Annotated in this window: 20 protein-coding genes and 1 pseudogene; 13 read left to right on the top strand and 8 right to left on the bottom strand. The window is 42.7% G+C overall.

All coding sequences use genetic code 11. The features are described from left to right. Nucleotides 1–5 precede the first annotated feature (5 nt). The 4 genes from FBF75_RS00105 to FBF75_RS00090 all read right to left on the bottom strand — a co-directional run bounded on the left by FBF75_RS00105 (nucleotide 6) and on the right by FBF75_RS00090 (nucleotide 5,436). Nucleotides 6–1,643, bottom strand: a complete 1,638-nt coding sequence (locus FBF75_RS00105) for an AMP-binding protein (protein WP_056703160.1) — start codon at nucleotides 1,641–1,643, stop codon at nucleotides 6–8. A 42-nt stretch (nucleotides 1,644–1,685) separates the two neighbouring features. Beyond that, nucleotides 1,686–2,828 carry an acyl-CoA dehydrogenase family protein gene (locus FBF75_RS00100; RefSeq protein ID WP_007499209.1) on the bottom strand — a complete coding sequence of 381 codons (1,143 nt, stop codon included), beginning with the start codon at nucleotides 2,826–2,828 and terminating at the stop codon, nucleotides 1,686–1,688. A gap of 160 nt (nucleotides 2,829–2,988) precedes the next feature. Next, nucleotides 2,989–4,524, bottom strand: coding sequence for a glycoside hydrolase family 10-like protein (locus FBF75_RS00095; RefSeq protein WP_136944305.1), 1,536 nt, complete (start codon nucleotides 4,522–4,524; stop codon nucleotides 2,989–2,991). A gap of 24 nt (nucleotides 4,525–4,548) precedes the next feature. Further along, a complete protein-coding gene (locus FBF75_RS00090; protein WP_136944304.1) occupies nucleotides 4,549–5,436 on the bottom strand; it encodes a tyrosine-protein phosphatase in 888 nt (295 codons plus the stop codon). Nucleotides 5,437–5,526: 90 nt separating this feature from the next. On the opposite strand from FBF75_RS00090, the gene FBF75_RS00085 reads away from it, so the two are divergent. After that, complete coding sequence (locus tag FBF75_RS00085) at nucleotides 5,527–6,279, top strand: DeoR/GlpR family DNA-binding transcription regulator (protein WP_017359514.1); 753 nt, start codon at nucleotides 5,527–5,529, stop codon at nucleotides 6,277–6,279. A 121-nt stretch (nucleotides 6,280–6,400) separates the two neighbouring features. Next, the gene (locus FBF75_RS00080) at nucleotides 6,401–6,790 is read left to right on the top strand and encodes a tautomerase family protein (protein ID WP_136944303.1); all 390 of its coding nucleotides are present in this window, start codon (nucleotides 6,401–6,403) and stop codon (nucleotides 6,788–6,790) included. A gap of 33 nt (nucleotides 6,791–6,823) precedes the next feature. Here FBF75_RS00080 and FBF75_RS00075 read toward each other — a convergent pair whose 3' ends face one another. After that, a complete protein-coding gene (locus FBF75_RS00075) occupies nucleotides 6,824–7,378 on the bottom strand; it encodes a hypothetical protein (protein WP_046527663.1) in 555 nt (184 codons plus the stop codon). A gap of 125 nt (nucleotides 7,379–7,503) precedes the next feature. On the opposite strand from FBF75_RS00075, the gene FBF75_RS00070 reads away from it, so the two are divergent. The 6 genes from FBF75_RS00070 to FBF75_RS00045 all read left to right on the top strand — a co-directional run bounded on the left by FBF75_RS00070 (nucleotide 7,504) and on the right by FBF75_RS00045 (nucleotide 15,243). Then, on the top strand, nucleotides 7,504–8,637 hold the full coding sequence (locus FBF75_RS00070; protein ID WP_019743949.1) for a CdaR family transcriptional regulator: 1,134 nt from the start codon (nucleotides 7,504–7,506) through the stop codon (nucleotides 8,635–8,637). A 77-nt stretch (nucleotides 8,638–8,714) separates the two neighbouring features. After that, on the top strand, nucleotides 8,715–10,124 hold the full coding sequence (glcD, locus tag FBF75_RS00065) for a glycolate oxidase subunit GlcD (RefSeq protein WP_019743948.1): 1,410 nt from the start codon (nucleotides 8,715–8,717) through the stop codon (nucleotides 10,122–10,124). Further along, nucleotides 10,121–11,467, top strand: coding sequence for a (Fe-S)-binding protein (locus tag FBF75_RS00060; RefSeq protein WP_019743947.1), 1,347 nt, complete (start codon nucleotides 10,121–10,123; stop codon nucleotides 11,465–11,467). Before glcD ends, FBF75_RS00060 begins: the two co-directional genes overlap by 4 nt. A 78-nt stretch (nucleotides 11,468–11,545) precedes the next feature. After that, on the top strand, nucleotides 11,546–13,033 hold the full coding sequence (locus tag FBF75_RS00055; RefSeq protein WP_136944302.1) for a spore germination protein: 1,488 nt from the start codon (nucleotides 11,546–11,548) through the stop codon (nucleotides 13,031–13,033). A gap of 12 nt (nucleotides 13,034–13,045) precedes the next feature. After that, nucleotides 13,046–14,146: a GerAB/ArcD/ProY family transporter gene (locus FBF75_RS00050; protein ID WP_017367399.1), complete on the top strand. Its 1,101-nt coding sequence runs from the start codon at nucleotides 13,046–13,048 to the stop codon at nucleotides 14,144–14,146. Further along, nucleotides 14,143–15,243 carry a Ger(x)C family spore germination protein gene (locus tag FBF75_RS00045; protein WP_223255623.1) on the top strand — a complete coding sequence of 367 codons (1,101 nt, stop codon included), beginning with the start codon at nucleotides 14,143–14,145 and terminating at the stop codon, nucleotides 15,241–15,243. The genes FBF75_RS00050 and FBF75_RS00045 overlap by 4 nt, the downstream gene beginning before the upstream one ends. A gap of 43 nt (nucleotides 15,244–15,286) precedes the next feature. Here the strand turns inward: FBF75_RS00045 and FBF75_RS00040 are convergent, their stop codons facing one another. Continuing rightward, nucleotides 15,287–15,517 (bottom strand): excisionase family DNA-binding protein, encoded by a 231-nt coding sequence (locus FBF75_RS00040; protein WP_136944301.1) that lies wholly within the window; start codon nucleotides 15,515–15,517, stop codon nucleotides 15,287–15,289. Between the two features lie 167 nt (nucleotides 15,518–15,684). On the opposite strand from FBF75_RS00040, the gene FBF75_RS00035 reads away from it, so the two are divergent. From FBF75_RS00035 to uptA, 3 genes are read left to right on the top strand one after another with little or no spacing between them, the layout of a single operon-like run. Next, nucleotides 15,685–16,092: a GtrA family protein gene (locus FBF75_RS00035; RefSeq protein ID WP_025207470.1), complete on the top strand. Its 408-nt coding sequence runs from the start codon at nucleotides 15,685–15,687 to the stop codon at nucleotides 16,090–16,092. Nucleotides 16,093–16,096: 4 nt separating this feature from the next. Next, complete coding sequence (galU, locus tag FBF75_RS00030; RefSeq protein ID WP_017367402.1) at nucleotides 16,097–16,978, top strand: UTP--glucose-1-phosphate uridylyltransferase GalU; 882 nt, start codon at nucleotides 16,097–16,099, stop codon at nucleotides 16,976–16,978. Nucleotides 16,979–17,031: 53 nt separating this feature from the next. Continuing rightward, nucleotides 17,032–17,634: an undecaprenyl phosphate transporter UptA gene (uptA, locus tag FBF75_RS00025; RefSeq protein WP_007499192.1), complete on the top strand. Its 603-nt coding sequence runs from the start codon at nucleotides 17,032–17,034 to the stop codon at nucleotides 17,632–17,634. Between the two features lie 39 nt (nucleotides 17,635–17,673). Here uptA and FBF75_RS00020 read toward each other — a convergent pair whose 3' ends face one another. After that, nucleotides 17,674–18,495: a uroporphyrinogen-III synthase gene (locus tag FBF75_RS00020; protein WP_136944300.1), complete on the bottom strand. Its 822-nt coding sequence runs from the start codon at nucleotides 18,493–18,495 to the stop codon at nucleotides 17,674–17,676. A 148-nt stretch (nucleotides 18,496–18,643) separates the two neighbouring features. Here FBF75_RS00020 and FBF75_RS00015 point away from each other — a divergent pair, with 148 nt between their 5' ends. Next, on the top strand, nucleotides 18,644–19,264 hold the full coding sequence (locus FBF75_RS00015) for an acetate uptake transporter (RefSeq protein WP_007499188.1): 621 nt from the start codon (nucleotides 18,644–18,646) through the stop codon (nucleotides 19,262–19,264). Nucleotides 19,265–19,302: 38 nt separating this feature from the next. On the opposite strand, the gene FBF75_RS00010 is transcribed toward FBF75_RS00015, so the two are convergent. Beyond that, a complete protein-coding gene (locus FBF75_RS00010; RefSeq protein WP_008346608.1) occupies nucleotides 19,303–20,322 on the bottom strand; it encodes an LLM class flavin-dependent oxidoreductase in 1,020 nt (339 codons plus the stop codon). Nucleotides 20,323–20,505: 183 nt separating this feature from the next. Here FBF75_RS00010 and FBF75_RS00005 point away from each other — a divergent pair. Further along, nucleotides 20,506–22,111, top strand: a pseudogene (locus tag FBF75_RS00005) (hypothetical protein); the annotation flags it as partial.

Here is a 22,111-nt window from a genome sequence, read left to right as displayed (position 1 = left end):
TGCCTTCACTCCTTTATTAGATCAAGCGCCTGCTTTTTCAAGCGGAATTTCTGAATTTTGCCTGAGGCGGTCATTGGGTACTCATCTGTAATGAAAAAGTATTTCGGGATTTTGTAGCGTGCCATTTGCGACTGACAATAGCTCGTTAATGTCTCAATTGAGACCGACTTCCCTTGTTTCAGCCGAATGAATGCGGCTGCTTCCTCGCCGTATGTCTCATCAGGAATACCAACAACCTGTGCGTCAAGAATGGCAGGGTGAGTGTATAGGACATCCTCAATCTCTTTTGGGTACACATTCTCTCCGCCTCTGATGATCATATCTTTGAGCCGGCCTGTGATCTTCACATAACCGTCATGATCCATCTCAGCTAAATCCCCTGTATGAAGCCATCCGTCCTCATCAATGACTTCATTTGTTGCTTCTTCGTTTTTATAATAGCCCTTCATGACATGATAGCCTCTTGTACAAAGCTCCCCTTGCTGTCCTCTTGGCACTTCTTCTGATGTTCCTGGTAAAGCAATTTTGACTTCAATTTGAGGAAGCGCACGTCCGACCGTTTGAACTCGTCTTTCAAACGAATCATCGGTTCTTGTTTGGGTAATGACCGGTGAACTTTCGGTCTGACCATAGGCAATCGTGAGCTCTCTCAGTCCCATTTTTTCAATGACTGCTTTCATGACATGGGATGGGCAGAGTGAACCGGCCATAATGCCCGTTCGTAATGTGGACAGGTCATAAGAGTGGAAATTTGGATGATCGAGCTCTGCGATGAACATGGTTGGTACACCGTGAAGAACGGTGCATTTTTCTTTTTCTACTGTTTGAAGGACTCGTTCTGGATGGAATGATTCAAGTGGAATGATCGTTCCCCCTTTTGTGAGACAAGCAAGTACACCAAGAACAGAGCCGAAGCAATGAAAGAACGGCACTGGGATACACATACGGTCCTGCTCTGTTAATTTCATACAATCTGCGATCTGACTCGCATTACAGACGATGTTTGTGTGGCTGAGCATGACGCCCTTTGGATAGCCGGTTGTGCCTGAAGTGTACTGCATATTAATAACGTCATCAGGCGTGAGCTCATTCATTCGCTTCTCCCATTCAAACTCTTCGGTTCTTTTGGCTGCCACTTGAAGACGATCCCAGCTGAGCATGCCGTTTGGTAGATGCTGACCGATATAGATACATCTTTTTAAATAAGGAAATTGTGTGGAAGTGATCTCCTCTTGATGAGCGGTTTGAAGTTCTGGAATCAGCTCTTCAAGCATGTTGACATAGGACGTTTCTTTAAAGCCGTCTACAATAAACAACATTTTGCTGTCAGAGTGCTTGAGTAAATAGGCGAGTTCCTGTGATTGAAAATTGGTATTCACAGTGACAAGAACAGCACCAATGGAGGCGCAGGCAAATTGAAGAATGAGCCATTCAGGTATATTTGGTGCCATAATGGCGATGTGATCTCCCTTTTGAACCCCTAATGCCATGAGACCTTTACCTGTTTCCTTGACCTCTCGATAAAACGCTTCGTACGAATAACGTAAAGAACGTTCTGGGTAAACAATGGCTTCATGTGCTGGATGCTGTTCTTTTTTTTCTCTTAATAGGGAGCCAATCGTTTGCGGGTGAATCGACATCATTGCTTTCCTCCCTCATGTGTAGTAAGCGTTTTCATTAAGGTATTACGCTAACAACTGTCTTGCGATCACGAGCCGCTGAATTTCAGAGGTTCCTTCTCCGATTTCCATGAGCTTGGCATCTCTCACAAGCCGTTCAACACCGCATTCTTTCATATAGCCTGTTCCGCCATGAATTTGGACAGCATCAAGACTTGCTTTTGTAGCCATTTCTGAAGCAAACAGTTTGGCATAGGCCGCTTCTTTTGTAAATGGTTTGCCTTGATCTTTCAGCCAAGCGGCTTTCCAGACCATTTGTCTTGCAAGCTCTATTTGCATCGCCATATCCGCCAGCTTAAACTGAATGGCCTGGAAGGATGAGAGCGTCTTTCCAAATTGCTTTCTTTCTTTTGCATAGGAAAGTGAAGCATCAAGTGCAGCTTGTGCAATTCCGACAGATAAGGCTGCAATGGAAATTCGTCCGCCGTCCAATGTATATAAAAATTGCTTGAATCCTTTCGATTTGTCTCCCAATATATGATGCGCTGGTACACGCACTTCGTCTAAAATGATTTCAGCCGTATCTGAACCGCGAACCCCCATTTTGTCATATGGATTTGTAATTGAAAGTCCCTTTTGCCCTTTCTCCACAATAAAGGCGGAGATGATCGGACGTCCGTTTTCATCATGATCTGTCACAGCGGTGACAATAATCGTTCTGGCATAATTGGCATTTGTGATCCAGCACTTTTCCCCACTGATGACATATTCTTGTCCGTCTTTAATGGCTTTTGTTTTTGTTCCTTTTGCATCTGATCCGGCGTTTGGTTCTGTTAATCCGAAGGAGCCAAGCGCTGTTCCAGAGGCTAATGGAACAAGATGGTCCATCTTTTGCTCCTCCGTCCCGAAGTAATAAAGTGGACTTGCGCCTAAGGAAACCGCTGCGGCATAACTTAAACCTGTACTCGCACACTGTTTTCCAATTTCTTCTACTGCCAGTGCATATGAGATCGTATCTCCTCCAGAACCTCCATATTTCTCTGGAAAGGGTATACCCATAAAACCGAGCTCCCCCATTTTTTGAAATGTTTTTACGGGAAATGCTGCCTGTTCATCAACAGTTTGAGCGTGTGGTGCAATTTCTGTTTTTGCAAATTCTTTGACCATCTGACGGATCATTTGCTGCTCTTTCGTTAATTCAAAATCCATTTTGCTTCCCCCTTTGGCGCTTTTCTATCATATTTATTATTGAAATAGCTGCTTCATGCCAAGCTTGATTGAATTCAGAAAATTAAAATAAAAATAGTAGAAAAATAGAGAAAGCAAAAAAAGCATAAATGGAGGCAAGCCCTCATTTATGCTGTCTTTGTTATTTTACTGTTTTTGTAGAAGGTTTGCTTTCATGATGAAGGCGATTGAGTGCCGTCACTTTATAGGTATAGCTCTTCTTTTGATTGGCTAAAATGTCTTTCGTTTGAGTGAAGGAACCAGTTTCTTTTCTGACCGTTTGCACAAATTCGTATGTCCCTTTATTCGACAATCGATAGACTGCATAATAGGATGCACTAGAGTGCGGATCATTTTGTATCTGTAAAACTGCACCATCCTCTGTCTTTTTCACAGATTGGATGATTGGTTTTTTTGGCGCTTTTTGATGAAGCCATGGCATCTCTGGTATGAGAGCCGGTTTGCTATAGGTTTCTTCTATTAATCGTTTCTTTACATTCAAGGGATTTCGATTGATATCTTTCAGACTAAAATGCATGCTTCCTTGTACGAGCTGTGACTGTCTGTTCAGCTCGATCTGGCGAAAATACTCCTCGGGATCAGACCAAGCAGGATCACTGTTTTGATTGATTTTATACGTCGCTTGACCAATGTACAAATGAACAGGTTGCCCCTTCACTTCATTTGACCACCATTTCGTCAGCACATCATAGGCAGCGGGCTGAAAGCCGATACTCCAATAAATTTGCGGGGTGATATAATCAATATGGTGCTGCTGTATCCACTCTCTTGTATCAGCATACAAATCATCATAATTGGTCATCCCTGCTGTTGTGTTTGAACCGGTTGGGTCATCTTTTATGTTGCGCCATACACCAAATGGGCTAATGCCGAATTTCACATACGGCTTTTCTTTCTTAATGGTGTCATTGATCTGCTTCACTAGCTCGTTCACATTATCTCTTCGCCAATCTTCTATATGTGTGAATTTCTGCCCGTAAGTTTCATACGTTTCTTGATCTGGAAATGGCACACCAGCGATTTTATTCGGGTAAAAATAATCATCCATATGCACCGCATCAATATCGTAGTTTTTCACCACTTCCTCTATCCCGTCAACAATGAAGTCCTGAGCATCAGGAATGCCTGGATTAAAGTACAGCTGATTTCCGTAGGCGATGGTCCAATCAGGGTGTGCTCTTGCAGGATGATCGGCTGATAACCGGTTGAGATCGGTATGATTCATGGTGATTCGATAAGGGTTAAACCAAGCATGAAATTCAAGGCCGCGTTTATGTGCTTCTTCTATCATAAATTCAAGCGGGTCATATCCAGGGTCTTTCCCTTGTATACCAGTCAAATATTCAGACCATGGCCCGAATTTCGACGGATAAAAGGCATCTGCTGTTGGTTTAATTTGCATGATGACGGTGTTCATATTCATCGCTTTGATGTCGTCTAACAGTTGAATGAACTCTTGTTTCTGCTCATCTGCGGGCAGTCCTTTCTTTGAAGGCCAATCTAAGTTATAAACCGATGCGACCCACACTGCACGCATCTCTCTTGTGCTCTCAAGCTTCCCTTTTGGCATCGAACGAGCTAGACTGCTAGACGGAATCAATAAGAAGACACCCATGAAAACTAGTGTCAGAACCGTCATACTGATCTTTTTCAGCATGGTTTGCATCACCTCATATTAAGTTTATTCTGCGTTTTGTGATGGAATGCCAGCAGATGGTGTAAGCAAGATGTTTTTCATTTTAAGCAGCTGAGCTTGCGGGACGTCGCAGGCTTCTAGTAAATACCGCTCTGCACTTCCGTATGTATCCATCATCTCATTCAGTACATCTTCAAGATAATCTTGCTGCACACCAAGCAGGGGCTGAATTTGTTCTTTTGACACCCGATATAAACTCATCATGCGAACAAATCGTTCTTGTCTTTTCACTAGCATTTTCACGCCTTCATTGGAACGCATGTATTCACTTAAAACGGTATGCACCGGCACACCCGTTGCTAATTGAATAAGAGAAGATAAAAAGCCTGTACGGTCCTTTCCGCTTGTACAGTGAAGCATAAGCGGATAATTTTTTTCATCGGACAGTAATGTAAACAATTGCTGAATCTCTTTTTTTCGCTCATAGAGCATGCTTTGATATACATCTTTCATGATCGGTGTAAAGGATAGAGATTTTCCTTCTGCTATCAGCATACGAAACATGGTCCATTTGCTAGGCATCATGCTGTCAGGCTGCATAGGGATATGAACAATTTTGTCATGTTCCATGATCTTTGGCGGGTGTGATTTTCGTTCTGAGCTTGTACGCAGGTCACAAATCGTTTGAATTCCAAGTGTTGAGAACGTCAATATGTCTTGCTTCGTGAGACGTGATAAATCGGCAGATCGATAAATCATTCCTTGTTTGATGACCATCTGATCCGTTGTTTGGAGTCCCCCTACTTCTCTAAAATTTGCAAGCTTTGAAAATTGTATGTTGTGTTGATTCATAGAAGTGAAAATCCTTTCTATCCTCTTTTCTCTATCATACGCTTTTATGAAAAGTGAGAAAAGATAAGAGAAAAAGATCATTCGATTCTCCCATGTTGATCAGTGACATCTTTTACGTGGAATTATTGTTATAATAGAATCAGCATATTCGTATTGATTGGAGATTGTAGCATGATAAAAACAAAACGTATTCAGCAAATAAAAGAGTATGTATTTGACCGGGAATCTGCCTCTCTTGATGAGCTTGTGACGCATTTTGGCGTCTCAAAAAACACCATACGCCGAGATGTACAAGCATTGGTAGAATCCGGCGTGCTAAAGAAAGTGTACGGCGGCGTCGCTGTGAATCACTCAACATTGGTGGTGTATCAGGAGCGAAAGACTCGTCAGCTGAGTAAAAAACAATTGATCGGACAGGCAGCCGCTGCTTTTGTTGAACATGGTGATATGATTTTTGTTGATTCTGGTACAACGACACTGGAGATGCTTCCCTATTTGAAGGAGAAACGGATTACCGTTGTGACAAATAACGTGGATTTCATTACACAGGCTATGCCTTATGAACACCTCACCATCTTTTCAACCGGGGGTATGCTAGAGCGAAAAACAAATTCTTTCGTTGGTTATCAAAGTGTTGAGCGTCTCAAAGCATACAATGTCAATAAAGCATTTATTGCATCAACTGGTTTATCCATTGATCATGGCGTCACGAATTCCTCCCCGCTTGAGACAGATATTAAAAAAACGCTCGTTGAAAAAAACGCCAAAACCTTTTTATTAGTCGATGATAGTAAGTTTGACCATTATGCCTTGACCACGTTTTGTGACTTAAAAGACATAGACATCGTCGTGACGAATGAACAACCAAATGAAGATTACCTTCAATATGGAAAAGAGCATGATGTGAAATTTGTCACGCCTTAGTCCAGAGCGAAAAAGCCAAGCGCCAATGTTTTGGCTTTTTTCTTATGCGCAAAAGAGTGAACCGGCGAAGTGTTGGTTACATTATGATTGTATATTAAACACATATTTGGAGGTTGACCTGATGCCGTTGTTACGATTTGACGTGATAGAAGGCCGTTCAAAAGAGGAATTAAAAAAACTGCTGGACACTTGCCATGAAGCAATGGTTGATGCCTTTGGGGTACCTGAACGAGATCGCTATCAAATTGTTCATCAGCACCGCCCTGAAGAGATGATGATTGAGGACACTGGGCTTGGTTATCCGAGAACAAAGGATCTGGTTGTCATTAGTGTTGTCAGTAAACAGCGGACGAAAGAGCAAAAGGAACAGCTTTATGCACAAATCGCAGAACGTATAGAAAAAGAATGCGGGGTTGCCAAGACGGATGTGATGATCTCCATCGTGGAAAATGGAGACGCCGATTGGAGCTTCGGGATGGGTGAGGCTCAATTCATAAGAGGATTGCTCTAAAAAACGGCTCAGGAATGTGAGCCGTTTTTTGATTCATTCATTTTCAAGCTGCATGAGCAAGTTGAATAAATAGCGGTACACTGCTGAGATCACACCAATCAAAGGTGTATCTTCTTTGATGTCCTCTAGTTCAAGAAGCGGAATGTTGACATCAAATAACCCGTCTTGCCCATTAAATTGAAGCTGAGCACCATTTAATGTTGAGAGCATCTCTTTTAGTAATCCAGTATCTTTTTTAGGACGCTTCAATCCGAATAACACGGTATACGTCTGAAATACTTCATCCCATTCTATGGCAAGTCCGTCGGCTCTCACCACATCAAACCACTTCGACTCGATATAAATGAATTCTTTTTGTTGTTTTTTTACGTATGTAAGAGGTGTATTTAAAAAGGAAGCATTTTCTGTTTGAATCATTTCCTCCGATTCCTTGTCTACACGTTCTATATAAACATCAGCAAAGCGTGCTTCTTCTGTCATTTTTGCCCCTTCTAGCGGCCAATTTTGACTTGCGGCTTTGTTATATTCAAAGTCGGTGAGCGCCTGCCCTTCTTTCAATAAATCTTGTAAGCGATTTTGCAGTGACATGACTGTATCTCCTTTCATCTACTTCATATGCGTTTTTTATTTTAGCATAACACATGAAAAGAAAGATATGCCTGAGCATATGATGGTATGATAGTGGAAAAAGAAACATCTCGGAGGGGACCGTTTTGCTCACAATGACACTGGCAGAAAAAATCGTAGATGAGGTCAAAAAGGTACTGACGGAAGAAATCATCATCACACAAACAAACGGTACCATTATTGCTGCAACAGATCCAGCACGCATTGGTCAATTTCATGAAGGAGCATATGTCACATCCTTAGAAGGGCAGAAACGAATTCTCACAAAGGATGATGTGCTGCAGATGAAAGGCGTCAAAGCCGGTATCAATCTGCCTATTTATTTTAAACAAGAAGTCATTGGGGTCATTGGAATGACAGGTGATCCTAGGCATGTCTCCCCTTTTGGCGACATTTTACGTAAAATGACGGAGCTGCTCATTCAAGAACATGAATTTTTTCAAGAAACGGAAACAGATGAACGGCAGCTTGAAGCCTTTGTGTTCGACTGGCTTCATCTGCCAGAGACAGCGGTTGATATGACCGAGAAAGCGCAGCGGCTTGGCCTTGATGTCAACAAGCAGCGTGTCGCTATTCTCATTGATTGTCAAGACGAATCGTTTATGAAGCAGGATCAATACAAACTGATGAAGGACAAACTGCAACTCACCAATCAGGAGATCATTGTGCGCTGGGGGCATGCACGTTTTTTGCTCATGCTACAAGCCACACCAGATGGTCGTGATACATGGCACAAGCGCTTGTTCCATATTCATGCTGCGCTCACAGCGCTGTCACCATCGAGGATTTTAATGGGGGCAGGAAAACCAGCAGCTTCTCATGTCATGAAGCAGTCCTTTCATCAAGCGTTTCGCGCTTTAAAATTGGCGCATGCTGAAACACCCATTGTGTTTGATGAAGATTTGACGCTTGAACTTTTTATGGAGGAAATCAGTCAGGAAACAAAAGATGCGTTTCTTGATCGAACGATTGCGTCCCTTTTCCCCTATCCAGAACTAATGAAAACTTTGCGGGTACTCATCGCTTCGGATTACTCATTGAAACATACAGCGGAAGCTATGCATGTCCATATTAATACACTTCATTACCGATTAAAACGAATCCAGGATTTAACGACACTTGATCCAAAGCGTATGCAAGATGCGATGCTTTTTTATTTGGCCTTGCTGCTTTTAGATCATGATACAAAAAATACGATAAAACAGCCTGATATTTTGTAGAATCGTCTATAGTCATGTGACGGTTCTTTTTTTATACTGGTAGAAACGAGTTGTTAAATGAGCGGGAGTGATTGTATATGCTAGATTCAGAATTTTCAAATCAATTAAAAGAGATTGTCGGTGCGCCCAATGTCCAAGACAGCAAGGCGGATCGTCTTGCCTACTCTTATGATGCGACACCAAATTTTCAACAGATGCCAGATGCGATCGTGCGGCCTCACACGGCTGAAGAAGTGCAGCAAATTGTGAAACTGTGCGCCTCATACAAGGTGCCGATCGTCCCAAGAGGCTCAGGGACGAATCTTTGCGCAGGAACATGCCCTACTCAGGGCGGATTGGTAATTCTCTTTACTAGAATGAATCAATTATTAGAAATAGACGAAGAAAATTTAACCGCAACGGTGCAGCCTGGTTTAATTACGCAGGAATTGATTCATCAAGTAGAGGAAAAAGGTCTTTTCTACCCGCCAGACCCAAGCTCTATGAAAATTTCCACATTAGGCGGCAATATTAACGAAAATTCAGGGGGACTGCGGGGATTAAAGTATGGAGTGACAAGGGATTATGTCCTTGGGCTTGAAGTGGTTTTGCCAAACGGTGACATCATCAAAACAGGCGGAAAGCTTGCAAAAGATGTCGCTGGATATGATATGACTCGATTGTTCGTTGGTTCAGAAGGAACACTCGGGATTGTCACAGAAGCGGTGCTAAAGCTCCTACCGCTCCCAGAAACGAAACAAACAATGCTTTGTTTATACGAAAGCCTTGAAGAAGCTGCGACTTCTGTATCGGCCATCATTGCTGAGCGTATCATTCCTGCTACATTAGAATTTATGGATCAGCCGACCCTTGAAGTCGTTGAAGATTTTGCGAACATCGGCCTGCCTACTGACGTTCAAGCTGTGTTATTAATTGAACAGGACGGCAACCCTGAAGCTGTTTCTCGTGATATCCAAAAAATCGCAGAAGTCTGTGAGCAACACGGGGCTACAAGCGTCAAGATTGCACATTCAGAAGAAGAGGCAAGTGCTCTCTTAACAGCGAGACGCTCTGCTTTATCTGCCCTCGCTCGATTAAGTCCTACAACGATTTTAGAAGATGCTACCGTTCCCCGGTCTGAAATTGCCAATATGGTTCGTGCAATTGAAGACATTGCACGAAAGTATAAGGTGAACATTTGTACGTTTGGTCATGCAGGTGATGGCAACTTACACCCCACTTGTGCGACAGATGCAAGAAATGAAGAAGAAATGAAACGGGTAGAAGCTGCCTTTCAGGCCATTTTTGAAAAAGCCGTTGCACTTGGCGGCACGATTACAGGCGAACATGGCGTGGGTCTTATGAAAGCGCCCTATTTGGAGCTGAAGGTCAAAAAAGAAGGAATCGCTGCCATGAAGGCGATTAAACAGGCACTTGACCCTGCACATATCATGAACCCAGATAAAGTGTTTGGAAAAGCCTCAAGAAAGCGAGTGGTGGTCTCATGAGTTCTTCTTCTAAGCAAAAAGAGATCCAGCAGCAGTTTCAGGAGCAAATGGATGAAAAGGAGCTGCTTAATTGCATGCGCTGCGGATTCTGCCTCCCTTCCTGCCCTACTTATATTGAATCTGGACAACAAGAAACGCACTCCCCTCGGGGCCGAATTGCGTTAATGAAAGCTGTAAGAGATGGCGTCATTGAGCCAGATGAAGATGTTGAACATTCCCTTAATCTTTGTCTTGGCTGCCGTGCATGTGAACCAGTCTGCCCTTCTGGCGTCAAGTATGGACAGCTGCTAGAAGATGCAAGAGACATTATTCAACAACATAAAAAACAATCGTTTCCCGTCAAATTGATGAGACGTGTTGTGTTTAAAGGTCTCTTTCCGTCACAAAGTCGTATGCGACAAGCTGCTAGTTTTCTTCGATTTTATCAAACATCTGGTCTGCAAACAGCCGCCAGAAAGACGCGCATACTGAAGGTGCTTCCCTCCCATTTACAGTTGATGGAACAGGCACTTCCAAAGGTGCCGCCTCAAAAGAAAAAGAAAAAACGTTTGAATGAATATAAAGCCATTGGTCAGGCAAAAAAACGGGTGGCGTTTTTTACTGGCTGTTTAATGGATACAGTTTTCTCAAACACAAACAAAGCGACCATTCATCTCTTACAGCTGGCAGGCTGCGATGTGATCGTTCCTCCTATACAAACGTGCTGCGGCGCGCTACATGGTCATAGCGGAGAAAAAGACCAAGCAAAACAGTTAGCCAAGCGGAATATTGAAGCATTCGAGGAAACAGATGCCGATGCGATTGTCATGAACGCGGGCGGCTGCGGCGCCTTTTTAAGTGATTACGGTCATTTGCTTCAGGATGACCCAGATTTTCAAAAACGAAGTAAAGCCTTCTCACAGAAAATAACCGATATTTCAAGCATCCTTGTAGAGCTGGAATTTCACCGCCACTTGCCACTGGCTTTGCCAGCGCAAGTGATCACCTATCAAGACTCCTGTCATTTACGAAATGGGATGAATGTACAACAGGCGCCGAGGGTGCTCATGAAAGCCATTCAAGGGGTAACGTTTAAAGAAATGAAAGATGCTGGCCGCTGCTGCGGATCTGCAGGAATCTACAATATCTTGCAGCCAGACATGTCGATGCAAATTTTAGATCATAAAATGACTGAAGCGAACAACACAGCTGCAGCTGCCATTGTGACGTCGAATCCAGGCTGTCAACTACAAATGGCAGCAGGCGTCAAAAAGGCAGGACATATGCCTAGCATGAGAGCGATTCATCTGGCTGACTTTTTATTAGAAGCCGTTCAATATGGAAAAAAAGCGTCCAGTTCATGAAGCTGAACGCTTTTTTTATGCATATCTTCAGAAGATCGGTTGGATAATAGAGGCAAATCGCGGAAGGAGATGGTTCAAGTGCTGAAGAAAAACAAATCAAAACAGAAAGACCCGAATTCAGTATTTGAAGCATTATCGCGCTCTTCTGATTTTATCAATGAATTATCAAGTTCCGGAGGTTTTCTTTACAGAATTTCTTTTTTTCGATCTTTAATTAATGGCAATCTCCTTCATGAACAAATCTTGCCTTTTATTCAACAATTGCATCTAACACCCACCCTTGAAGAGTTGAAAGAACACATCCCAATTGAACAAGCTGTGATTACGAAGGACCTTCAAAAAGTGGAAGAAGCTCTTCATCGAGGCAGTATTGCTGTTCGGATTGAGACAGATTGGGGCAAAGTCCTCCTTTTGCCGATTGAAGAAAAGAAAGGCAGACAAGTGAGCCAACCTGAGATTGAATTCGGGATTATCAGTGCGCAGGAAGCCTTTGTGGAAGGGCTGGATACAAACTTAAACTTGCTGAGACGTAGGCTGCCCACTCCTGACCTTAAAGTAGTTGAACACACAGTTGGTACCCTTTCTCAAACGAAAGTAGCCGTTGTATACATAGAGGATATCGCCAACCCGCAGAACATTGAAACCGTTCTTCAGCGGATTCAAGATGTTGACTATGACCAAATTCTAGATTCTAATTATCTTGCGCAAATGCTTTATGATGTGTCCAATACAATCTTTCCATTGTTTTTAAATACAGAACGGCCAGACAGGGTTTCCTCAGGTTTAACGGAAGGAAAAATAGCCATTATGGTTGACGGTTCGCCTCATACCCTGCTTGCACCTACAATTTTACTCGAGTATTTTTCTACAATGGAAGACTATAACATGTCTTGGATCGCAGCATCCTCCTTTCGGCTGTTACGCATTTTTGCTGTGATTTTTTCTATTTTTGCAACTCCTTTGTATGTAGCTGTTTTAACGTTTCACTATGAACTGATTCCTAAGGACTTATTAGAAACGATTGTCGCATCACGCTATCTCGTTCCCTTTCCGCCTATTATTGAAGCATTATTTTTAGAGATATCGATTGAGCTGCTTAGGGAAGCCGGGTCTCGCCTTCCTGCAAAAGTCGGACAGACGCTCGGGATTGTTGGAGGTATTGTGATCGGACAGGCTGCGGTTGCAGCGGGATTAACAAGTAATATCCTGCTCATTATAGTCGCATTATCAGCTCTTGCCTCTTTTGTCACCCCTATTTATAAAATGGGGACAACCATTCGTCTCTTACGTTTCCCATTCCTTTTTGCTGCACAAGTGTGGGGAGCGCTAGGGATTTCGCTAATGGGGGCTTTTCTTCTTACACATTTAATGAAATTAACGTCTATAGGACAACCTTACTTAGAGCCAATCTTTCCACTTCGATTGGCCGATTTAAAGGGTAGTTTGATTCGTCCCCAGCTCCGCTTTTTGAAAAAACGTCCAGAAAATTTACGGCCGCAAAATGAAACGATACACCGCCAAAAGCCAAAGCAAGGCCGTAAGGGGAAAAATGATTTTTATGAATAAGGAAGTGAAGGCATGAGCTCTTCTTCTGTGAAAGAAAAATTTCAAGTATCCCCTTTTTTTGTGTTTTTTCTGATCAATGCCAATCAAGTAGGTGTTGGTATTTTAAATTTCCAGACGAATCTTGTCCGGACGATTAATAATGATGGGTGGATCGCCATTTTAATTGCTGGTGCAAGCGTCAATTTGATGATCTTCCTCATTTACTTTTTGTTTAAAAAAGCACCTTCTGACGAATTTAGTGACATTACGCAATCTGTGTTTGGTAAATGGCTCGGACAATTCATCAACATTCTCTACATTTTGTATTTTTCTTCATTGTCTTTGATTGTGCTTGTTCATTATATGGATGTAATCCATGTTTGGCTGTTTAAAGAAATTCCTGGTCTTTTATTTGCATCAGTGCTGCTCATCCTCGTCTATTACATTCACACAGGCGGATTTAGAACAATCGCCGGTTGGGCATTCTTTAGCATTGTCCTAACGTACTGGATGACCTTTATCTGTTTTTATGTCATGAAATATAGTCACATCCGGTTTATGTTCCCAATGTTTGATCATTCATTTTCACAACTCATGATGGGGGTCAAAGATGCCTCTTTATCCATGTTTGGTTTTGGAACATTGCTTGTCTATTATCCCTTTATTAAAAAGGCACAAACGTCGCAAAAATTTGCACATATGGGAGTGTTGCTAACTACATGCCTGAATTTGCTTGTATTTCTCGTCTCTATTGCGTACTACTCAAGTGCTCAGCTCAAACTAACGAAATGGCCAACATTGACATTAACCAGCATTGTCAAACTTCCGTTTATCCAGCGCTTTGAATTTATTGAAGTGTCGCTATGGCTTTTGCTTATCGTTCCAAATATCGCCATTCCATTATGGGCAGCCAGCAGAATGGCAAAACAAGTGTTTCACACGAGCCAGCGCACCACGTTAATAGTTCTCAGCCTTCTCATTCTCGTCATGTTTTCATTTTTTATTAGAGCTACCTCATTTGAGACATTTAATAAATGGGTGGAATATAGCGGATACATCCTCGTCTATGGATTGATTGGATGTATGATCATTGGGCTGCTGCTGAAAAAAAGGTGGGTGAAAAAACGAACATGAAACATTATATTCTGGTGTGTCTCATGTTATTGAGCCTTTTCTTAACGAGCTGTGCACAGCCTCGTCTCTTAGATGAATTAAGTATCTCGCAGGCGGCGGGATTTGACTTATTGGAAGATGGAGAAATGAAGGGCTTCTTTGTTTTCCCTGTTTTTAAAAGCGAAGAACAAGGAAGTTATCAAATTGTAAGTGCTAAGTCAAATACCATTAGTAATATTCAGTTTCTTGTGTCGGAAAAATCGCCTTTCCCCGTTGTCATGGGACAAGTACTCGTGATTTTAATAAGTGAAAAGCTGGCGAAAGAAGTGGGTATGATTGATTTGATGAATTACATTTATCGTGATCCGATCATTGGGTCCCGTCAAGTATTTGCCATAGTAGGCGGAGAAGTTGAAGATTTGTTGTATACAAAGATGAATCAAACCAACTTAAATATCGGTGTATATCTTTCAGATTTACTGGCTCAAAACATGCGAAACGGCAATCAACCTGTGACCAATCAGCATATTTTTATGAATCAGATGATGGCAAAAGGCGTTGATGCTTATCTCCCTTACATTAAAAATACAAGCAACTCTATTAAAGTGTCAGGTGTCGCTCTTTTTGATCAAGAAAAAATGGTTGGGCATATTCCAGGGGAAGATACGTTTACGTTTAAAGCGATGATTGAAACTCATAAAAATGGGATTTATGAGTTTCGATTTAATGACACAAAGAAAACCCATGTTGTCATTGAAAATATCAAATCACATGTGTCTTATCACATTAAACCAACTGAAAACCTTTCAAAAAAGCCTCATATCACCATTGATATCAAGCTGAAAGGTGAGTTAAAAGAATTTATGAAATCAAAAAAAATCGATACGCCTTCTATCTTGCAGCATGTTGAAAAAGAAGTGGAGGAGCGTGTGGCCCAGCAAGGAAAAGACCTTGTTCAATCCTTTAAAAAGCAAAAAATTGATCCACTCGGACTTGGTTTGAGGTATCGCTCTAAAGATAAAGCCATGACACCAGAAAAATGGCAAAAACTCTACCCTGATACAGATGTTCAAGTGAATTGTCATATGAACATTGTCCAAACGGGTGTCAGCCAATAAAAAAGACTGTATGAAAAGGTTCTCCCTTCTCGTACAGTCTTTTTTAATCTTCATCTTTTACGTCCGGGTCCTCAGGGATTGGTTCATTTAAGATGTCTTGAATGAGCTCTTTATATTGTTCTAGCTGTTTCATATGGGTTTGAAACTGCCCTTGATAAATGAGATACGATTTCCCGTCAAATACGTAACGAACCTTTTTTTGCTGGATTAATTTTTCAACATATGCTTCTGATACTTCTAAGTATTCAGCTGTTTCTCCAATTGTTAAATACATGCATGTGCACCACCGTTCGTTTCATCTTACAAATTATATCACGAGCTGGTGAAAAAACAGATATCGCTTGTTCATGTTTTTTTCATCTTTTCTTCACTGATTCGTCAACTCGCTTTTGTACAGTATTCATACACCCACTCAAACACTAGGAGGTGATGATCCTTCGCATGACAAAGAAAAATATTCGGACCTATGCCGCATTTTTAACTGTAGGCGCTAGCAATACGATGATTGACTTTCTGTTCTTCTTTTTTTTAACTGCTTGCTTTGTCCCCTCTTTTCTTGCACAGTGCCTGTCCTATACCGCAGGAATGCTGAACAGTTATGTTTGGAATCGAAAATGGACGTTCCAAGTGAAAAAGAAAGCGGACAAGTGGGAATGGATCAAGTGGGCCACAGTCAACGGCGCAGCGTGCCTTCTCACCTATGTTGTCTTATATGTCATGCAGCAAGCAGGTTTCTCATTATTCATTAGTAAAGCGATTGGTACCCTTCTTGGCATGATGATCACTTTTACTGGAAGCCGCCTATGGGTGTTTCCATCAGAAAATAAACCATCAGAAATGGAGCGATGATTCAATGAATATCAAAAAAGCCGTTATACCAGCAGCTGGATTAGGCACACGTTTTTTACCCGCAACGAAAGCACAGCCAAAGGAAATGCTGCCGATTATCGACAAACCCGCCATTCAATACATAGTTGAGGAGGCTGTTCAATCAGGCATTGAAGATATACTAATTATCACAGGAAGAAATAAAAAATCGATTGAAGACCACTTTGACCGTTCGATTGAGCTAGAACACACGTTGCTTGAAAAAGGAAAAAATGAACAGCTGGCTGAAATCAAACATATTGCGGATATGGCCAATATTCATTATATTCGTCAAAAGGAGCCCTTAGGTCTTGGACATGCGGTATTATGTGCACGTCATTTTACTGGCAATGATCCTTTTGCGGTCCTTTTAGGTGATGATGTCATGGTGTCAGAAAGACCTGCACTTTCTCAGCTCATGGAAGTCTTTGAAGACAAACAAAGAGAGGTCATTGGCGTCCAGCAAGTGGATCGTCTAGATGTCAGTAAGTATGGTATGATAAGACCAGCTAGAGTAGACGGTCAAGTGTTTGAAGTCACAGACTTAGTGGAAAAGCCAGCTATTCATGAAGCTCCTTCCGATTTTGCCGTGATGGGCAGGTATTTGTTAACACCATCGATTTTTCCTATTCTACAAGGAATCGAGAGAGGTGCTGGGAACGAAATCCAGCTGACAGATGCGCTGAAAATCATTGCACATGAATCACCCATTTATGCAAAACAATTAGATGGGATGAGATTTGACGTTGGTGATAAGCTGGGCTCATTTAAGGCAGCGGCTGAAATTGGATTGATGCGTCATGATATGCGGACAGCCATGCTAGCATATATGCAAAGCATACTCATGAGAGAAGCAAAACAAGCATAGGCTCTTATAAGGATGCTTGAAGAAAATTCGTATTTAAAGGCAGAGTGAAATGAATGGGAACCTTGTTTAATGAAATTTTAACCTGGCTGACAAGCCTTGGTTACGCAGGTGTTGCACTTGGACTGATGATTGAAATTATCCCGAGTGAAATTGTACTTGCCTACGGCGGATATATGGTGTCAACAGGCAGCATAGGATTTGTTGGAGCCGTCATCGCTGGGGTGATTGGAGGAACACTTGCCCAGTGCTTTATTTACTGGATCGGCCTTTACGGCGGAAGACCTTTTTTAACAAAGTATGGGAAGTATTTATTCATCCATGAGCATCATATTGCCACGGCAGAACGCTGGTTTGACCGATATGGAACTGGTGTCGTATTTACAGCTCGATTTATACCAGTCGTGCGCCACGCGATCTCAATTCCAGCTGGTATTGCAAAGATGCCATTTCTGAAATTTGTTCTTTTGACCGGATTAGCCGCCATCCCTTGGTCCATCCTATTTATTTATCTTGGAATGCAGCTTGGGACAAAATGGGACCACATTCAAAGTGTCGCTCACACGTATACAACACCAATTATGGTCATTGCCATCGTTCTCATCGTACTGTATTTCGTTTTGAAAAAAATTCGCACAAATCGAAAACGGACAATCTAACGAAAACGCCTTTCACTCGTCATGTGAAAGGCGTTTTTTCTATGCGTGCGTCGATTGTTTTTTCATATATTGAGATAATTCCATAATCATTGCACCCATTCTTTCAAGTGAAGGGGCTAGAATTCGGCTTATCCCCTCTTCTTTTAATGCTTCAGCTGTGACTTTTCCAACAGCTACAGCTAATACATGCTGCTCGAATAGAAGTTGCAGTTCTTCTTTTTTGCCCCATTCTTCTGCTAGTTTGAAAAAGGCATGAACCTGAACAGCGGTTGTAAAACAAACGGCATGGACCTTCCCTTCTTTCATTTCTTGAAGCAAAGTGTCCGCCGCCTCTGGTTCAGGGGGCGTGTGCTGATATGGCATGAGCTGCAAAACGTCTGCTCCCTTGTGATGTAAAAAATCAATGAGAGCTGGTGCATTTTCGCCGTGAAGCTGCACCATGACCCGTTTACCTTGAAGTTCTTTGTCTTCTAACTTTGAAATGAGGTCACGAACGGTTCCATCTTCATCAGAAACATCTGGCTGAATGCCGTGTTTTTTTAGAGCCGCAAACGTTTTGTATCCTCTTGAAGCGATATGGGCACTTGATAAAATGTTCATAAAAGCTTCTCCAAGCTGCAGCTCTAGTGCACTTTCAATTAATGTGTCTGTGCCGATACCCGTTGTTAAAATGACCCAGTCAGCTCCCTTCTTTACAAAGGTTTCTATGCCTGGCTTCAATTCCTCTTTGGCTAAAAATACAGTGCCCTGAAGAGAACGAATAACAGCTTGTCCTCCTTGCTTTTCAACAAGTGTACGCATTTCTTCTGTTTTTCTTGTTCCGCATATGGCAATGGTCTTTCCAGCTAAGCCTTTACTCATTCTCATCCCTCTTTTTCTATCACATGTATGATGTATTGTATTAAATATAGATTTATTTGGAAGACGTTGCAAGTGTCTACTAAAAAAGAGCTTGACGTTTCTATCGAATTCGAGTATCTTTTGTAAGTGCAAATTGTAGGAGGTCATTATGGAAAAACAGAATGTTCAAGCAATTCGATTATCAATCGCAGACCCAACACCACTTGGTTTGTTTGGTTTAGCAATGGTGACGCTTGTTGCGTCTTCACAAAAACTAGGAATCACAGATGGCACATCCCTTATTTTACCTTGGGCTATCTTCCTTGGAGGAATCGCGCAGCTGATTGCGTCCATACAAGATTCAAAGCATCATAATATTTTTGGAGCCACTGCCTTCGGCGCATTCGGTCTTTTTTGGATGGGCGTTGGAACCACTTGGCTCATTCAAGCGGGCGTTTTTGGGAAAACGCTTGCGGGAGCTGCGGACCCAAAACAACTAGGTTTTGCTTTTATTGGTTATTTGATTTTCAGCTTATTTATGACGATCGGTGCAATGGAAACACATAAAGTATTGTTTTTGATTTTCGTCTTTATTGATTTCTTATTCATTGGCCTGTCCCTAAGCTCGTTTGGTGTGATGTACGATGTGACTCATACGATGGCTGGTATTGCAGAATTGATTATTTCTCTTCTTTCATTTTATGGTTCTGCAGCTGTTGTGCTGAATACACATTTTGGTCGTACAGTACTGCCAGTTGGACAACCATTTCGCGTGTTTACTAAAGCATAAATAAAAAAGAACTGCTCTTGGCAGTTCTTTTTTTATTCTTATTTTTCTTGTTCCTCCTGAAATATCTCTGCAATGATTTCATAAGAACGCATTCTTTCTTGATGGTCAAACATATCAGAATTAATCATGACTTCATCTGCTTGAGTCGCCTCAATAAAGGCTTCTAACTCTTTTTTCACCTTTTGTTTATCCCCGATCATCGTCGAACTTAATTGTTCGTCCACCATCGCCTTCTCATATGGACTCCATAGCCCATCCATACTTTCAACAGGGGCTTTGAGTTTTCCTGGTGTATTGCGAATGAGGCTCAAGAAGCGCTGATAATGAGACGTCGCCAAATATTCAGCCCGCTCTGTTTGATCAGCAGCAAAAACCGTCACACCAACCATCGCATAAGGTTCTTTTAACACATCTGAAGGTTGAAATGACTGTCTGTATAATTCTAAAGCAGGAATGGTATTTTTAGGGGAGAAATGTGCCGCAAAGGCAAATGGCAGTCCCAGTTCTCCTGCAAGCCTTGCACTAAAACCACTTGAACCAAGAAGCCAAATTGGTATATCCAATCCTTCTCCCGGAACGGCTCTTACATGTTTTTTGACCTGACCAGTCGGTTTGAAATATTGCCGAAGTTCTTCAAGCTGCTCAGGGAAATCCTCCCCATTATGAAGATTACGTCTAAGTGCCCTTGCCGTTAACTGATCTGTTCCTGGTGCCCTGCCAAGACCTAAATCAATTCTCCCTGGATACAAAGTCTCCAGTGTTCCAAATTGTTCTGCAATAACGAGTGAAGAATGGTTTGGAAGCATAATCCCCCCAGAACCAACCCGGATCTTTTCAGTCCCTCCGGCAATATATCCAATTAAGACGGATGTTGCTGAACTCGCAACCCCTTCCATATTATGATGCTCCGCAAGCCAATATCGATGGTAGCCCCACTTCTCAGCTTTTTTTGCTAAATCCATACTATGTTCAAATGACTCTTTGATTGTGCCACCTTCTGTTACAGAGGATAAATTTAACACGGAATATGCTGCACGTTGTAAAACTGATTGACTCATACATGATGCCCCATTTCTTTCAAAAATCATACTAGTTTCATTCTTTCAACACCATAACATAAAACGATTTAACTTTTAAATGATTTGATTCGATGATTTTCGAAATGATGAATTTTCTAGGTTTTACTTCCGATTTAAAAATTCGTACATAGAATGAAATATCAATTTTAGGAGATGGGCAATTTGTACAATCAATTCGATCACAAATGTCCCTTTTGCGGTAGATATCATGAGCAGCCTCATTACAAAAGATCACGTCATGATCGTCCTCAAAGAAGAGACTGTCCTTTTATTAAACAAGAACATTCAAAACAAAACAGACCTCAAGGGGATCCGTCTTGTGCAAAAGGAGAAAAACAATCAAAAATAATTCAAAGGGTTGGACGAAGAGGCCCAGCAGGTCCGGTTGGGCCTACCGGACCAACCGGACCTGCTGGCGGATTAACCGGTGTCCTCCCTTTTAACCCCTCACAATCACAAGATTACGAGGCTGGTCAAGTTGTCACGTATAATGGCAGTACTTATATTGCTAAGGTAGATGCTCCCTCAGGAATACCTGGACTTTCCCCCGACTATACCCTTTTGGCGGCTTCTGGGAAAACTGGCCCAACTGGCCCTACAGGGGTAGGATTAAGTGGTATTGAAACATATGATCCAGAAAGAGCATCAATGTATTCAGTCGGTCAAGTGGTCACTTATGAAGGTGGTACGTATATTGTGAACTCTGCTCCACCTTTAGGTACGCCAGATACGTCCCCGGATTATACGCTTTTGGCAGCATCTGGTGCTCCAGGTTCTACTGGAGTAACGGGCAGCACTGGAGCTACAGGAATTACTGGTTCAACCGGACCTACTGGGGCAACGGGAATCACAGGTGCAACTGGATCTACTGGTGCTACAGGTATCACAGGTTCAACCGGACCTACTGGCGCCACGGGTATCACAGGTGCAACCGGTCCGACTGGGGTCACTGGTAGCACAGGTTCAACTGGAGCTACTGGGGCCACGGGTATCACAGGTTCAACCGGAGCTACTGGTGCCACTGGAATCACGGGTGCAACTGGATCTACTGGTGCCACGGGTATCACAGGTTCAACCGGTCCGACTGGTGCTACAGGAATTACAGGTTCAACCGGAGCTACTGGTGCTACAGGTATCACAGGTTCAACCGGAGCTACTGGTGCCACGGGTATCACAGGTTCAACCGGACCTACTGGTGCTACAGGTATCACAGGTTCAACCGGACCTACTGGTGCTACAGGTATCACAGGTACTACCGGAGCTACTGGTGCTACAGGTATCACAGGTTCAACCGGTCCGACTGGGGTCACTGGTAGCACAGGTTCAACTGGAGCTACTGGTGCCACGGGTATCACAGGTTCAACCGGTCCGACTGGGGCCACGGGTATCACAGGTTCAACCGGTCCGACTGGGGCAACTGGTGCTACAGGAATTACAGGTTCAACCGGATCTACTGGGGCCACTGGTATCACGGGTGCAACTGGAGCTACTGGTGCTACAGGAATTACAGGTTCAACTGGAGCTACTGGGGCCACGGGTATCACAGGTTCAACCGGACCTACTGGTGCTACAGGTATCACAGGTTCAACCGGACCTACTGGTGCTACAGGTATCACAGGTTCAACCGGACCTACTGGGGCAACGGGTATCACAGGTTCAACCGGAGCTACTGGTGCCACTGGAATCACGGGTGCAACTGGAGCTACTGGTGCCACGGGTATCACAGGTTCAACCGGACCTACTGGGGCAACGGGCAGCACTGGACCAA

This window comes from Bacillus sp. S2(2019) (assembly GCF_005144805.1).
GTDB classification, from domain to species: domain Bacteria; phylum Bacillota; class Bacilli; order Bacillales; family Bacillaceae; genus Bacillus; species Bacillus altitudinis.
Note: the sequence above shows the minus strand (reverse complement) of the source record. Positions and strands in the feature narration are given on the sequence as shown.